The 15,094-nt window shown below is 43.9% G+C and carries 9 protein-coding genes; all 9 read left to right on the top strand.

The features are described from left to right. Positions 1–22: 22 nt before the first annotated feature. The 9 genes from JVX94_RS14875 (at position 23) to JVX94_RS14835 (ending at position 15,064) form a co-directional block, all read left to right on the top strand. Positions 23–1,642 carry a (2,3-dihydroxybenzoyl)adenylate synthase gene (locus JVX94_RS14875; protein WP_205183601.1) on the top strand — a complete coding sequence of 540 codons (1,620 nt, stop codon included), beginning with the start codon at positions 23–25 and terminating at the stop codon, positions 1,640–1,642. An 18-nt stretch (positions 1,643–1,660) separates the two neighbouring features. Beyond that, positions 1,661–2,569, top strand: coding sequence for an isochorismatase family protein (locus JVX94_RS14870; RefSeq protein ID WP_205183599.1), 909 nt, complete (start codon positions 1,661–1,663; stop codon positions 2,567–2,569). Between the two features lie 15 nt (positions 2,570–2,584). Continuing rightward, positions 2,585–9,733, top strand: coding sequence for an amino acid adenylation domain-containing protein (locus tag JVX94_RS14865; RefSeq protein ID WP_205183597.1), 7,149 nt, complete (start codon positions 2,585–2,587; stop codon positions 9,731–9,733). 20 nt (positions 9,734–9,753) lie between these two features. Then, positions 9,754–9,981: an MbtH family protein gene (locus JVX94_RS14860; RefSeq protein WP_095410026.1), complete on the top strand. Its 228-nt coding sequence runs from the start codon at positions 9,754–9,756 to the stop codon at positions 9,979–9,981. 123 nt (positions 9,982–10,104) lie between these two features. Beyond that, on the top strand, positions 10,105–11,730 hold the full coding sequence (locus JVX94_RS14855; protein ID WP_144471570.1) for a helix-turn-helix domain-containing protein: 1,626 nt from the start codon (positions 10,105–10,107) through the stop codon (positions 11,728–11,730). A gap of 98 nt (positions 11,731–11,828) precedes the next feature. Further along, the gene (locus tag JVX94_RS14850; protein ID WP_203129096.1) at positions 11,829–12,794 is read left to right on the top strand and encodes an iron-hydroxamate ABC transporter substrate-binding protein; all 966 of its coding nucleotides are present in this window, start codon (positions 11,829–11,831) and stop codon (positions 12,792–12,794) included. Between the two features lie 79 nt (positions 12,795–12,873). After that, positions 12,874–13,608 (top strand): alpha/beta hydrolase, encoded by a 735-nt coding sequence (locus JVX94_RS14845; protein WP_095410029.1) that lies wholly within the window; start codon positions 12,874–12,876, stop codon positions 13,606–13,608. Between the two features lie 72 nt (positions 13,609–13,680). Further along, entirely contained in the window at positions 13,681–13,827 is a 147-nt protein-coding gene (locus tag JVX94_RS14840; protein ID WP_064498621.1) for a YycC family protein, read from the top strand. Positions 13,828–13,849: 22 nt separating this feature from the next. After that, positions 13,850–15,064 (top strand): CynX/NimT family MFS transporter, encoded by a 1,215-nt coding sequence (locus JVX94_RS14835; RefSeq protein ID WP_205183595.1) that lies wholly within the window; start codon positions 13,850–13,852, stop codon positions 15,062–15,064. Positions 15,065–15,094 lie beyond the last annotated feature (30 nt).

Genomic DNA, 15,094 nt, shown 5'->3' with positions numbered 1-15,094 from the left:
ATACATAGGAGATGACAAAAACATGTTTGTTCAACCACCTACATGGCCAGAAGAATTTGCAAAACGCTACCGTGAACACGGCTGTTGGCGTGGGGAAACCTTTGGCGGTATGCTTCGTGAACGAGCCGCATCGTTAGGAAATAAAACAGCGATTACATACGCTGATACGCACATGAGCTACCAAGAACTTGATCAGCGCGTCAGCAGTCTTGCCGCCGGTTTTCATCAGCTTGGAATTCAAAAGGGAAGTCGAGTGGTCGTGCAGCTTCCTAACATTCCTGCTTTTTTTGAAGTCATTTTCGCTTTATTTCGAATCGGTGCTTTACCTGTCTTCTCTCTGCCATCTCATAGAAGCAGTGAAATCACTTATTTTATTGAGTTTGCCGAAGCAGACGCATATGTCATACCCGATATCGATGGCGGCTTTGATTATCGATCACTCGCACGTCAAGTGAAAGAAAAGCTTCCCTCATTACCTCATGTCATTGTTGCAGGGGAAGCTGAGGAATTCCTTGACTTGGATGATCTGCGCAAGGACCCAGCACTTGATCCTCAAATTCATGTAGAGGCAAGCGATATTGCGTTTCTTCAGTTATCTGGAGGCAGCACAGGTCTTTCAAAGCTTATTCCTCGTACACATGATGACTATATTTATAGTCTTTGGAAAAGCAATGAGGTATGCGAACTCACACAAGATAGTGTGTATCTAGCTGCACTTCCAGTAGCGCACAACTATCCATTAAGCTCGCCTGGGGTCCTTGGGACGTTATACGCAGGCGGAAGAGTCGTTCTTGCACCTGGATCAAGCCCTGATGTCGTCTTTCCACTCATTGAAAAAGAACGGGCGACTATTACCGCTGTCGTTCCACCTATCGCATTGATTTGGCTAGAGGCTGCTCCTCATCGATCAGATGACTTATCAAGTCTTGAAGTCTTACAAGTCGGTGGCGCTAAATTCAGTGCTGAAGCAGCAAAACGAGTGACGCCTACACTTGGATGTAAGTTACAGCAAGTTTTTGGCATGGCAGAAGGTCTGGTCAACTATACCAGATTAGATGATCCTGAGCATGTCATGATTCATACACAAGGACGCCCGATGTCTGAATATGATGAGGTACTAGTGGTAGATGATGAGGACAAGCCCGTCCCGCATGAAGTGGCTGGACATCTTTTAACAAGAGGACCTTATACGATTCGCGGCTACTATAAAGCCGATGAACAAAACAAAAAAGCATTTACACCTGATGGCTTTTACAGAACAGGTGACATCGTGCGATTAACCAAAGAAGGAAATGTTGTTGTAGAAGGCAGAGACAAAGATCAAATCAATCGTGGCGGCGAAAAGGTTGCCGCAGAAGAAGTTGAAAACCATTTACTTGCGCATCCTGACATTCATGATGCCGCCATGGTATCCATGCCGGATCCATTTCTTGGCGAACGCTCATGTGCCTTTGTTATTGCGAAAGGAAACAACAAACCAGCACCGCACATCTTAAAATCATTTCTAAGAGATCGCGGACTTGCAGCCTATAAAATTCCTGACCGCATTGAATGGATCGATGCGTTTCCACAAACAGGTGTAGGCAAAGTCAGTAAAAAAGCATTAAGAGAATTAGCTGCAATCCATACTGCCAACGTATAAAAAAGAGGAGTGAAAACCATGGCAATCCCTACTATTCCTGCATATCCAATGCCAAGCACACAAGATTTACCCGAAAATAAAGTGAACTGGATACCTGATCCGAAACGTGCTGTTCTGCTGATACATGACATGCAGCAATATTTTTTAAATGCATTTCAACAAGATACTTCTCCGATCATAGAGTTAGTTCAACATATTGAACAATTACGTGATACATGCAATGAACTTGGCATTCCAGTTGTCTATACAGCGCAGCCTGGTGACCAAGACCCGATGGATCGTGCCCTATTAACAGATTTTTGGGGACCTGGACTTGGTGATGATGAAGCATTGACAAAAATTATTGATCAGCTTGCTCCATCTGAAGCAGATACAATGCTGACAAAATGGCGTTATAGCGCATTCAAAAAATCTAATTTTTTGGATATTCTTCAAGAAGGCGGGCGCGATCAACTGATCATTACTGGCGTATATGCACATATTGGCTGTATGCTAACAGCCGCAGAAGCATTCATGCTCGATATTGAAACTTTTTTTGTCGCTGATGCCGTTGCTGACTTTTCACTTAAGCATCACAAAATGGCGATGACCTATGCAGCTGAACGCTGTGCGGTCACCACAACGACAAACCAAATCATTCGTCGTTTAACAGGACAGGAAGCAGACAATGATGATCTATCCTTTGAGGCCATTGTTCATCAAGTAGCTGAGTATCTCCAAATCGAGCCGAATGAAATACCGCTTGACGAGAATCTCGTTTACCTTGGGCTTGATTCTATTAGAATGATGAGCCTAGCGGAAAAGTGGAGGCAGCAAGGAGCGACAGTCAATTTCGTTGAGCTTGCAGCAAATCCAACGCTCGCTCATTGGCGGACTCTTCTTTTCCCAGAAAAGCAGCCATCTATCCCAAATATCGATTACTTGTAAAGGAGGTATAGACCCTTGTCGATCCAGTCAGTCGATTCATTCCCACTAACCGGTGCCCAATCAGGCATTTGGTACGCGCAGCAGCTTGATCCATCTAATCCTATTTTCAATACAGCTGAGTATATAGATATTAAAGGTCCTATTGATCCCCTACACTTTGAAGCAGCCATTAGAAAGACTGTCTTAGAAGCAGATTCCTTGTATATGCGCTTCGTTGAGGATACTGACGGTCCAAAGCAATGGATGACATCTAAGAAAGAGATCCCATTTCAATATGTCAATTTACAAAATGAAAAACAGCCGTTTGATGAGGCTAAAGCATGGATGAAAGCCGATCTTTCAACACCAGTCTCTTTAGAGAAAGATGTATTATTCCGTGAAATACTTTTTCAACTTGCTGACGACCGATTTATCTGGTATCAGCGCATTCATCACATTGCCATTGATGGATTCGCCTTTTCGCTCATTGCACGCCGCGTTGCTGAGGTCTATTCAGCCCTATCGCAAGGAACACCAATGCCTCCTCAAACCTTTGGAGCCTTACATGACGTAGTCAAAGAGGAGCTCACCTATCAACAGTCCAATCGATATGAAGCTGATCAAGCGTTTTGGAAAAATCGCTTCGCTGATCAACCGGAAATTGTCAGCCTTGCTGAGCTTGCCCCAAGAACGTCGGATCATTTTATCCGCAAAACGGCTGGCTACAATGCCGATAAGGTAAGCAAAATGAAAAAAAATGCTCAGGCCTTCGGTAGTACGTGGCATGAAATGATTCTTGCAGCATCCGCTTTATATATGCATCGTATGACTGGTGCACACGATATTGTTTTAGGATTACCTGTGATGATGCGCCTTGGATCTTGCGCCTTACAAACACCCGGAATGGTCATGAACCTGGTACCACTTCGTTTAACATGCAAACCCGAAATGACGCTCTCAGCACTTGTTCGCCAAGTATCTGATGAACTAAAAGCCATTCGCCCTCATCAAAGATATCGTCACGAGAACATGCGGAGAGACTTTAAACTCATCGGAAGAAATCAGCGATTATTTGGTCCACAGATCAATATCATGCCATTTGATTATAATCTCGTGTTCGGTCAGAGCATTGGCCAAGCACATAACCTTTCAGCAGGACCCGTGGATGATATATCGATCAACATATACGACCGCGCGGATGGGAACGGATTTCAAATCGACTTTGATGCAAACCCTGCCGTTTACAAAGAGCAAGCAGTTGACGCTCATCAGCAGCGTTTTCTTCAATTGCTGGAGGAAATAACCGGACTAGAGGAAGATCAGACGATCAGTCAATTCAACCTTCTTTTGTCTAAAGAAAAAGAGAACATCCTCAAGCACTGGAATGATACAAAACGAGAATTACCAAAGGAATCTTTACGGGAACTATTTGAAAAACAGGTGAGCAAAACACCACAAGCAAAAGCATTACAGTTTGAAGGAATTACTTTGACCTATGAAGAGTTGAATAAGCGGGCTAATCAATTAGCTCATTATTTGAAAAAACATGGCATTGGACCAGAACAATTTGTCGCAATTGCTCTGCCTCGATCCATCGATATGGTCGTAAGTCTATTAGCCGTCGTCAAAACGGGAGCGGCATATCTGCCATTAGACCCTGATTATCCTAACGATCGTGTCGCCTATATGCTAGAAGATGCCAAACCGGCGTGCTTGCTCACAATCAAAGAAACAGCAGACGGTTTGGATCATCCGCACATCGTTCATCTGGATGATTCAACTGTTCATCAGGAGATAGCAGGCAGTCCGCAGCTCAATCCGACCTGGAGCGAGGGCTCTCCACATCACCCGGCTTACATCCTCTACACATCAGGATCGACAGGCAAACCAAAGGGTGTTGTTGTAACAAAACGAAATGTGATCAACTTTATATTGTCCATGCAAGATTCATTTTTATTAGATCAAAAAGACCAGCTTTTAGCGGTAACGACCATTGCCTTTGATATTTCCGGGCTGGAAATGTTCCTCCCGCTTTTACATGGGGCTGCTATTTTATTGGCAAAAAAAGAAACCATACAAGAACCAGCAAAGCTTTCCGACATGATTCGTTCTCATCATGTCACCATCATGCAGGCAACACCAACGTTGTGGCATGCGTTGGCAGATGAATACCCTGACGTGATAACAGGTATGCGTGTTCTTGTTGGAGGAGAAGCACTCCCTGCTTCCCTTTTGCACACATTGCAATCTCTTCAATGCGACATTACTAATTTGTACGGACCTACAGAAACGACGATTTGGTCTACGATGGAAAATGTCACAGCACACCGGGAGAATAGCGGGCCGGCAATCGGTAAACCCATTTGGAATACGAGCATTTACATTTTAGATGAAGGACTAAACCCAGTCCCAGCAGGATCAATTGGTGAACTTTATATTGCAGGTGAAGGAGTATCTAGAGGATATCTTGGACGATATGATTTAACGGCAGAACGCTTTGTCGCTGATCCATTCGGCACAAAAGGCACGAGAATGTATCGTACTGGTGATTTAGCCAGATGGCGTGAAGATGGTTCAATTGATTATATCAGCCGTGCCGATCATCAAATTAAAATCCGCGGCTTCCGTATTGAACTAGGTGAAATCGAAACCGTGATGATGCAGCACCAATCCATAAAGCATACATCTGTTATCGTTCGTGAGGATCAACCTGGTCAGCAGCTGCTTTGTGCGTATGTTGTGCTGACAGACGGCTCTTCTCTACACCCTTCAGAGATCCGGCAGTTTGTGGCTTCAATACTTCCTGATTACATGGTGCCTTCTGCTGTTGTCGTTTTGCCAGAACTTCCACTTACACCAAACGGCAAAATCGACCGCAAAGCATTACCAGTACCAAATATGTCTTTAGTTAGTTCTGAGCGTACCCCTAGAACACCACAAGAAGACATGTTATGTAGTTTATTTGCAGAAACCCTTGGTCTATCTCAAATTGGCATAGATGATAGTTTCTTTGACTTAGGAGGACATTCCTTACTCGCCGCTCGTCTGCTTAGACGTATACGCGATACACTTGGTGCAGACCTAAGCATGAGTACCATTTTTGAATCTCCTCGGGTTGCTGAGCTTGCGCAGCACATTGACAAAGCGAAGGACATTCGGCCGCCGCTTCAGGTAGAAGACAAGCCAGATGAGATTCCGTTATCCTTTGCCCAAAAACGGCTCTGGTTCCTTCATTGCCTTGAAGGGCCAAGTCCAACTTACAATATTCCACTTGTCATTCAGCTGACAGGTACACTAGATCAAACAGCTCTAATTGGTGCACTGGCAGATATCACTGAAAAACACGAAACCCTTAGAACCATTTTTCCAGATAAGAATGGCATGCCAAGACAGGTCATTTTACACCCGAAAAGTGTTCAGCCTGAACTCCATGTCACAGCTTCAAGCGATCAACAAATTGAGAATCAGTTAAACGAAGCCATTCGCTATAGCTTTCAGATTGAAGAAGAACCTGCACTTCGAGCTGAATTATTCACGCTTGATGCAAACCAATCCGTACTGCTTCTATTGCTGCATCATATCGCTGGTGACGGCTGGTCGCTTGCACCACTGACGCGAGATTTAGCTGCTGCTTACGAAGCCCGTATACAAGGAAAATCTATTTCCTTGCCAGCGGAACCTGTTCAATATGCTGACTATGCTATTTGGCAGCAGAAACTGTTGGGCAGTGAAGAAGAGACGGATAGTCTATTTGCCAAGCAGCTCAGCTATTGGAAAGGTGCCTTACATGACCTGCCTGAAGAACTCGAGCTTCCTTACGACTTCCCGCGTCCACAGGAAGGAAGCTTCAACGGTGCGACGATAGACTTTACGATTGAACCCGCTTTACATCAGAACCTCCTTGAGCTTGCAAAGCAGCATCAGGTGAGTTTGTTCATGGTGCTTCAAGCATCACTTGCAGCATTACTGACACGCCTTGGGGCCGGTACAGATATCCCAATCGGCAGTCCAATTGCTGGACGGAATGACGATGCACTTGACGATATTGTCGGCTTGTTTGTGAACACACTAGTATTACGTACCAATACAGATGGTAATCCAACCTTTAGTGAGCTATTGAAGCGAGTGCGAGACGTTGACTTAGCAGCCTACGAGCATCAGGATCTGCCATTTGAACGTCTAGTCGAAATCCTAAATCCAACCCGGTCCAGATCACGAAATCCATTGTTCCAGGTCATGCTAGCCTTCCAAAATACACCGAAGGCGGAAATGAAGCTGACACAACTTGATTCAAATCTCTACGTAAAACCAGTAGGGTCAGCTAAATTTGATCTGACCATCGAATTAGCAGAACAAAGAACGGAAACTGGGTCAGCAGCGGGATTAAGAGGATTGTTTGAATTCAGCACAGATGTATTTAAACAAAGCACCATTCGAGCAATCGCTGACAGAATGAAGCGTTTTTTAACAGAGGTAGCTGAGCGCCCACACCTGCCGATTGGTCAAGTGAACATTTTATCAGATAAAGAGCAGCAAACATTTCTCCCTGACAAAAAGACAATTGCTCAGTTAGACCAAGCACATAGTCTCCCGGCCTTATTTGAAAAAACGGCGCAGCAATATCCTAATCGGGTCGCAGTAACGGATGGCAAGAGGCAGCTGACCTATGAAGAGTTAAACAACAAAGCCAATCGTCTTGCTCATTTATTAATAGAAAAAGGCGTTGGACCAGAACAGTTCGTTGCACTTGCCCTGCCTAGATCAATCGACATGCTCGTAAGCTTATTAGCCGTTCATAAAGCAGGCGCAGCCTATGTTCCGCTTGATCCAGATTACCCAGCAGACAGACTGGCATACATGATACAAGATGCCAAACCCGTTTGCAGCATCACAACAAAAGCAGGTGCAATGCACCTCCCTGCTGATTGCGATTTGATTTTGTTAGACGAAAAAGAAACGAGCGATCAATTGCTGACTATGCCAAATCACAATCCGGCTGATATTGACAGAATTGAGCCGCTATCTTCTCTGCATCCGGCCTATATTATTTATACATCCGGTTCTACAGGGAAACCAAAAGGAGTGGTCATCCCACACCAAAATGTCATCCGTCTTCTGACATCTACTGAACATTGGTTCCATTTTGATGAAGAGGATGTTTGGACAATGTTTCATTCATATGCCTTTGACTTTTCAGTATGGGAAATTTGGGGACCACTTTTATATGGCGGCAGGCTTGTCATTGTACCTCATACCATCTCTCGCTCTCCAGAAGAGATGCTGCAGCTTCTAGTCGAGGAAGGTGTGACTGTGCTTAATCAAACACCTTCTGCCTTCTATCAGCTCATGCAGATAGACAAGGAACAACAAACACTAGGCCAAGCATTATCACTCCGCTATGTCATCTTTGGCGGTGAAGCATTAGAGCTTAGCAGATTAGAAGATTGGTACAGCCGTCACTCAGACTGTAAGCCAAAGCTAGTTAACATGTACGGCATTACAGAAACCACCGTACACGTTACGTACAATGAACTCAATCGAGATATGATCACAAAGAACTCCAGCAGTTTAATAGGTGAACCGATTCCTGATTTACACGTTTACGTACTAGATGAATACTTGCAGCCTGTTCCCCCTGGGACGACAGGTGAAATGTATGTAGCTGGAGCTGGCCTTGCAAGAGGTTATCTAGGCAGACCTGACCTGACATCAGATCGATTCCCTGCCGATCCTTATGGCGCACCTGGCACAAGAATGTATCGCACAGGCGACCTTGCGCGCTGGACAGAAGAAGGGGCTCTTGATTACATCGGCAGAGCTGATCATCAAATTAAAATACGCGGCTTCCGCATTGAACTTGGAGAAATCGAAGCCGTTCTGGCACGCCATGATGCAGTTGCACAAGTGGCCGTCATGATGCGAGAGGATCAGCCTGGCGACAAACGCCTAGTCGCCTATATTGTCCCAACTGAAGAAAACCGTTTCGATACAGAGACCCTTCGTCATTTTGCAGCAGCCAGTCTTCCTGATTACATGGTGCCCGCGGCATATGTACAGATTGACGCCATGCCGCTTACAGCAAACGGGAAGCTTGATCAAAAATCACTGCCAGCCCCTCAATTGCATTTACAGCAAACGGATGGCCGCGGCCCAAGAAATCCGAAAGAGGAAATCCTATGTCATCTCTTTGAAGAGGTGCTTGATTTGCCTAAAATCAGCATAGACGATCGCTTTTTTGACATTGGCGGGCATTCCTTACTTGCGGTTCGTTTAATCAGCCGCATTCGTGATGCACTTGGTGTCAAACTAAGTATCGGAACATTGTTTGAAGCACCGAATGTGGCAAGTTTGGCAGAGAAACTAGAAACAGGAAGCGATGAAAACGCGCTAGACATCTTGCTGCCGCTGCGAACAAATGGAGAAAGGTATCCTCTCTTCTGTGTTCACCCAGCAGGTGGTCTTAGCTGGTGCTATGCCGGTCTCTTGAATACATTAGAGAAAGACATCCCTATTTATGGATTACAGGCACGAGGAATCGCAAGAAAAGATGACTACCCGCACACACTAGATGATATGGCTGCGGATTACATCAAGCACATCCAAACGATTCAGCCAAAAGGCCCTTATCATCTTCTTGGCTGGTCACTAGGTGGAAACGTTGTACAGGCAATGGCTACACAGCTCCAGCAGCAAGGTGAAGAAATCGCACTCGTTGCGATGCTGGATGCCTATCCAAATCATTTCTTACCGATTAAAGCAGCACCTGATGAAGAAGAAGCACTAATCGCTCTTCTTGCGCTCGGCGGTTATGATCCAGATACCTTAACAGGTGAACCGCTCACGATGAAAAGTGCCGTCGACATTTTGAAAAAAGATGGCAGTGCACTAGCAAGCTTAAGTGAAGATGCCATTAGAAATCTAAAAGAAACCTATGTGAATTCAGTTCGATTGCTCGGAGAATATCAGCCAAAAACTTATCAGGGAGACATATTATTCTTTAGATCTACCATTATCCCAGATTGGTTTACACCAATTGATCCCGAAGCATGGGCACCTTATATCAACGGAACAATTGAACAGCACGACATTCATTGCCGGCACAAAGACATGTGCCAGCCTAAACCCCTAGCAGAAATTGGTGTCATCTTAGACAACGCACTGCATCGGGTCAAACAAAAGCACTAAGAATAAAGGAGAGATGACAAATGACAAATCCCTTTGATCGTGAAGACGGTGTATTTCTTGTGCTGGTCAATGAACAAGGACAGCATTCACTTTGGCCATCATTTGCACCAGTGCCAGATGGATGGGAAAAGGTCTTTGGTGAAGACACTAGAAATGCCTGCATCGATTATATCCAGACACACTGGCAGGACTTGCGGCCATTAAACTTAACAAAAGAACCGGCGCTAGCACATGGAAAAACGGAATAAATCATCGCACCCTGATCTCCATCAGGGTGCTTTTTTGACAGAATAAACATCACCATCTTTCAGCTCTTTCTGCTACAATTTAATTGAGAATGTTTATCAATCAATAAGAGATCAGGTGGTTTTATGGGAAACAACAATCAATTACGTACATTGGCAAATGCCGAACAATTCATCTATCGATTAACAGATACTGAAAAAATAAATAATGCAGAGCTTCCACATACGGAGCAGCAGCTATCAGATACATTCTGCCTCCTCTTCAGCATAAGCGGCAGCGGTTTACTCACATTGAACGATCAAAAATGGCGATTGAAACATCTGACACTCTATACGATCATGCCCGGGGAAACATTTATGTTGAAAACAGAGCCTTATCAAAAACACGAGCTCTATCTGTTTCGCTTTCAGCTCTACACGCTGCAAGATCAAAACATTGGAGAAGTATCAACTGAATACGCCCGTCCTTTACTAAATAAATGGCAATTTATCGATATTAGTTCGATTGAACACATTCATTCTTTACTGTCCGATATGACAGAGGAATGGCAAAGACCTGAATCCATTAGTTTTTTTAAAAGCCAAACTCTTTTTCAGCAGCTCATTATGCAGCTTTTCACACTGCATAAAGAAGATATTTGTGACACGGCACATGCCCTTTTCCAAACAAAACAATATATCGATCAACATTCCGAAGAACCCCTCAGCCTGACAAGTCTATCTCATATGGCTGGCATCAGCTCTAATCATTACAGTGAGCTATTTAAAAAGCATTTTGATGTGAGTGTTACTGATTATATCACCAAGAAAAGGATGGCTAGAGCAAAACAATTAATGGCAAAAGGCAACGCAAAGCTCAAAGACATTGCACTGGAAATCGGCTATCAAGATCCGTATTACTTTAGCCGCATCTTTAAGAAAAAAACGGGCATGACCCCTTCTACTTATATGAAAAGCCGTCAGCGGAAAATTGCAGCCTATGGTCATTCTATACTCGGCCAGCTCACACCCATTCATATCATTCCATATGCTGCCCCTCTTCACCCTAAATGGACAGCACATGATTTTGAGCATCATGCAGAAGAAATTCCGATTCACCTGAGTGCACATCGGATCAACGAGCACGCTGAAGCCAATTTACAGCTATTAAAGGAAACAAAACCTGAGCTGATCATTGCCAATGAACATGTGACAGAGGAAGAAAAACAAGTGTTAAAAACCATCTGTCCTGTTCACTTTGTTCCATTCACACAATTGGATTGGCGCACTCAATTCAGACAAACAGCTATGTTCCTAAACGAAGCGAAGGAAGCAGAAGAATGGCTGATTCATTACGAGGAACTCGTCATTCAAGCGAAAAAGGCATGCCTTTTTGATCATCCACCAAAAACCGTCCTGCCTCTACGAATCTTTCAAGATCAGCTCTACTTGTCTGTAAATCGCACCATGTCCGAAGTGATTTTTCATGACATTGGTCTTCTGCCAGCGTTTCAGAATGACGGCCAGCTAATAGAAAAAAAAATCAGCATTCGCTCTATACAACAGCTAGATCCAGACGCCATCTTCCTCTTCCTGCATAAGGAGCCAAAAACCATTGCTTTTTATCAAAAGTTAAAGCAGCAGGAGGCTTGGCAAAATCTCAAAGCTGTGACGCAGCAAGCCGTCTATCCGCTCACTTCTGACCCTTGGCGTGAATACACAGCAGCCAGTCATCAACGAGTCATTCAGGACCTTTTATCTTTTTTTCCGTAAAAAGTCCATCATTTGACAGATATTTGTCTATGGATAAAAGGACGAAAGCCTAATACAATCTTTAATTGAGAACAATTATCAGTTAAAGGAGAAAACAAATGAAAAAATGGTTCGCATTGCTTATCCTTTGTATCATGACGATCACCGCAGCAGCCTGTGGTGCTGCAGAAAATAAACCTGCTTCAAACACAACCAAAAGCAAGTCAGCTGAAATAGCAGAAACAAACATCAATTACTTAGATCAAACGTACAAACTCAAAACGCCAGTGAAACGAATTGTCATTGCTGGAAGTCTTGAATCAATGGAAGATGCAAAATTACTTGGTATCGAGCCTATTGGTGCTTCTACTGTAGGCGGCACATTCCCTGAATTATTTAAAGACATCACAGCGAAAACAGAAGGCATCGGGGAAAAAACAGAACCGAACCTAGAGAAAATTTTAAAACTAAAGCCAGATGTGATACTCGGATCAACAAAGTTCCCACCTACAACAATTAAAAAATTGGATAAAGTCCAAACGACGATCCCAGTATCCCATGTCTCTTCTGACTGGGAAAGCAATCTTTTATTGCTCGGTGAACTGACTGGAAAGAGTAAAGAAGCCAAAAACATCATTTCTGATTATCAGAAAGATCTCAAACAAGCGAAAGAAACCCTGAAAGACAAAAGCAGCAACAAAACAGCTGTCATTTTGCGCATTAGACAGGGCGATCTGTACGTATATCCTGAAGACGTATACTTCAACTCTACCTTATATGGGGATTTAGGATTTACAGTACCAAGCGATATCAAAAAAGCCAAAGCACAAGCATTGATTTCATTAGAGCGCCTAGGCGAACTCAATCCTGACTATATTTTTGTTCAGTTCTCTAAAGAGGAAAACTCATCGAATCCAAATGCATTGAAAGACTTAGAGAAAAATAAAATTTGGACAAGCCTAAAAGCTGTGAAAAATGGGCACATCAATGAAAATGTTGTTGATCCTATGCTTCAAGGAGGAACAGCACTAAGCAAAACAACCTTCCTTGATAAGGCCGTCAAATGGTTAGATCAAAACAACTAAAAAGATGATTGTTGACAAAGGGCTAAAATGATTAGCCCTTTGTCTTCTTTTCAATGTAGTTCTTTAGGAGAGGATAAACGTGAACGGAACGTTTCTATATGACGAGTTTAACGGGCGTCAGCTTGATATTTACCTTCCGCAAGACACCTCTATTGATGTCCCAGCTGTCTTTGTACAAGATGGCTCTTCTTTGTTTAGAACACACCTGCTAGAGATCGAAAGAATGATCGAAACGAAAACCATCTCGCCAATTATCATCGTCGGCATACACCCCTTCAATCGACTTGACGAATATACACCATGGAAGGCGTCATCACTGCGATCTGGGTTCCCTGACTTTAAAGGCGAGGCACAGACGTATGTGTCATTTTTAGCGAATGACTTGCTCCCATATATCAAAAGAGAATATCCAGTTGAAGAGACCGGTCATGAACATAGCCACGTAGGTGCTTCATTAGGTGGACTATTTGCTATTTATACCTTATTCATGCACCCTGACCTTTTTAAAAACATCGCATCGATCTCCGGGTCATTTTGGTATCAAGATTTTCTATCGTTTGCTAAACAACAAAGCATTCAGTGTGTGGATCACCTTGTCTATTTGTCTGTAGGCAGTGAAGAAGGGAAAGGCAAAACATCTGCTCAACAGCACATGCCTTTATTCACCGAACAACTACATGACCTTTTATTACAGAAAGGGATGCAGGAATGGCAGCTGCAATATCACATCGAACAAGGGGAGGGCCATCATCTGAAACAATTTCAAAAAAATTTCTTGTCCGTCCTAAAGTGGTTTTATAAAAGAGAACGCTAATTTTTTATCAGCATGGCACAAAGCCGATATGATATATTGGAACGTATAGATTGAAAGAGGAGGGATTTGCGCATGAGACCTTTACAAATCTCAGCCGATACCGCACAAAAGCTTGCTGCATCACTCAATGTACCGTTAGAACAAATTATGCATATGCCGCAGCATATCTTATTAGCTAAATTAGCGGAGCTTGAACAGAAGAAAGATCGTTCTTCTTAAAGAAATAAAGGAGTTTACATTCATGGAACAACAACTAGAAAAATCAACATTACAACCTCGCAGTACAGGACAAACCATCCTGCTGATTGCTGGGATTTTGCTCATTGCATTTAATCTTCGGCCTGCCATTACATCCGTTGGCCCTGTGATCGGCGCGATTCGTTCCGATTTACAGCTTTCAAATGGACTGGCAGGTTTTCTCACGACTTTACCACTGCTTTCATTCGCATTGCTTTCTCCAATTGCACCTAAAATCGGAAAACGACTTGGCAATGAACGAACCCTCTGGCTTGGACTTGCTGTCCTTCTCTTTGGGATTGTGATTCGCTCATTTGGCACCATCACCTTCTTAATGATTGGAACAGCACTAGTCGGCGTTGGAATTGCGATCTGTAATGTGCTCTTACCGGGGCTTGTGAAGCATAAATTCCCTGCACATGCAGGCTTGATGACAAGTGTATATACGACTTCAATGTCCGTCTTCGCTGCACTTGCATCAGGTGTCAGTGTTCCGCTCAGTCATACGATGCCTGGCGGCTGGAATACATCATTCCTTGTATGGGCTGGACTTGCCCTTCTCGCCATGATGGTTTGGGCGCCGCAGCTTCTTCATCAGAATACAGCGGCCGTCAAAAGCATCTCGCTCACAGAGCAGCCGATATGGCGTTCACGTGTCGCATGGCAAGTGACCTTTTTTATGGGCCTGCAATCATTCCTTTTCTATAGCAGCATCGCTTGGTTTCCTGATATCTTAACATCACATGGAATAAACCTGTCGACAGCTGGCTGGATGCTGTCCATTATGCAGTTTGTGGGGCTGCCATCTACCTTCTTAACGCCCGTTTTTGCAGAAAAATTAAAAACACAAAGACCGCTTGTCGTCGGCCTTGTCCTTGTGTATTTACTCGGCATGATTGGACTTCTTCTCGGAGAATCGACGCCTATCCTTGTCATCTCTGTTCTATTGATCGGCATTGGACAAGGGGCCAGTATCAGTCTTGCCCTCACATTTATCGGTTTACGTACAACCAATATGGAACAAGCAGCTGCCCTCTCTGGAATGGCGCAGTCTCTCGGTTATTTATTAGCTGCTGTTGGGCCGTTCATGATTGGTATCCTTTTTGATTCCACACAGACATGGACACCAGCAATTATCATCTTTATCATCATCCTATTTTTCATGTTTTTATCCGGTATGCGTGCCGGACGCAGTGTCTATATTTCAGATCCTTCATAAAAAAAGAACCCGCCTCCTCGTGAGACGGGT

Origin of the sequence: Bacillus sp. PDNC022, from assembly GCF_016919285.1 — a bacterium.
Lineage (GTDB): Bacteria > Bacillota > Bacilli > Bacillales > Bacillaceae > Bacillus > Bacillus safensis.
Note: the sequence above shows the minus strand (reverse complement) of the source record. Positions and strands in the feature narration are given on the sequence as shown.

What these genes read in the sequence shown, in the direction of transcription:
- JVX94_RS14855 (WP_144471570.1), top strand. Translation starts at nt 10,105, where the DNA reads ATGGGAAACAACAATCAATTACGTACATTGGCAAATGCCGAACAATTC.
- JVX94_RS14870 (WP_205183599.1), top strand. Translation starts at nt 1,661, where the DNA reads ATGGCAATCCCTACTATTCCTGCATATCCAATGCCAAGCACACAAGAT.
- JVX94_RS14875 (WP_205183601.1), top strand. Translation starts at nt 23, where the DNA reads ATGTTTGTTCAACCACCTACATGGCCAGAAGAATTTGCAAAACGCTAC.
- JVX94_RS14840 (WP_064498621.1), top strand. Translation starts at nt 13,681, where the DNA reads ATGAGACCTTTACAAATCTCAGCCGATACCGCACAAAAGCTTGCTGCA.
- JVX94_RS14850 (WP_203129096.1), top strand. Translation starts at nt 11,829, where the DNA reads ATGAAAAAATGGTTCGCATTGCTTATCCTTTGTATCATGACGATCACC.
- JVX94_RS14835 (WP_205183595.1), top strand. Translation starts at nt 13,850, where the DNA reads ATGGAACAACAACTAGAAAAATCAACATTACAACCTCGCAGTACAGGA.
- JVX94_RS14860 (WP_095410026.1), top strand. Translation starts at nt 9,754, where the DNA reads ATGACAAATCCCTTTGATCGTGAAGACGGTGTATTTCTTGTGCTGGTC.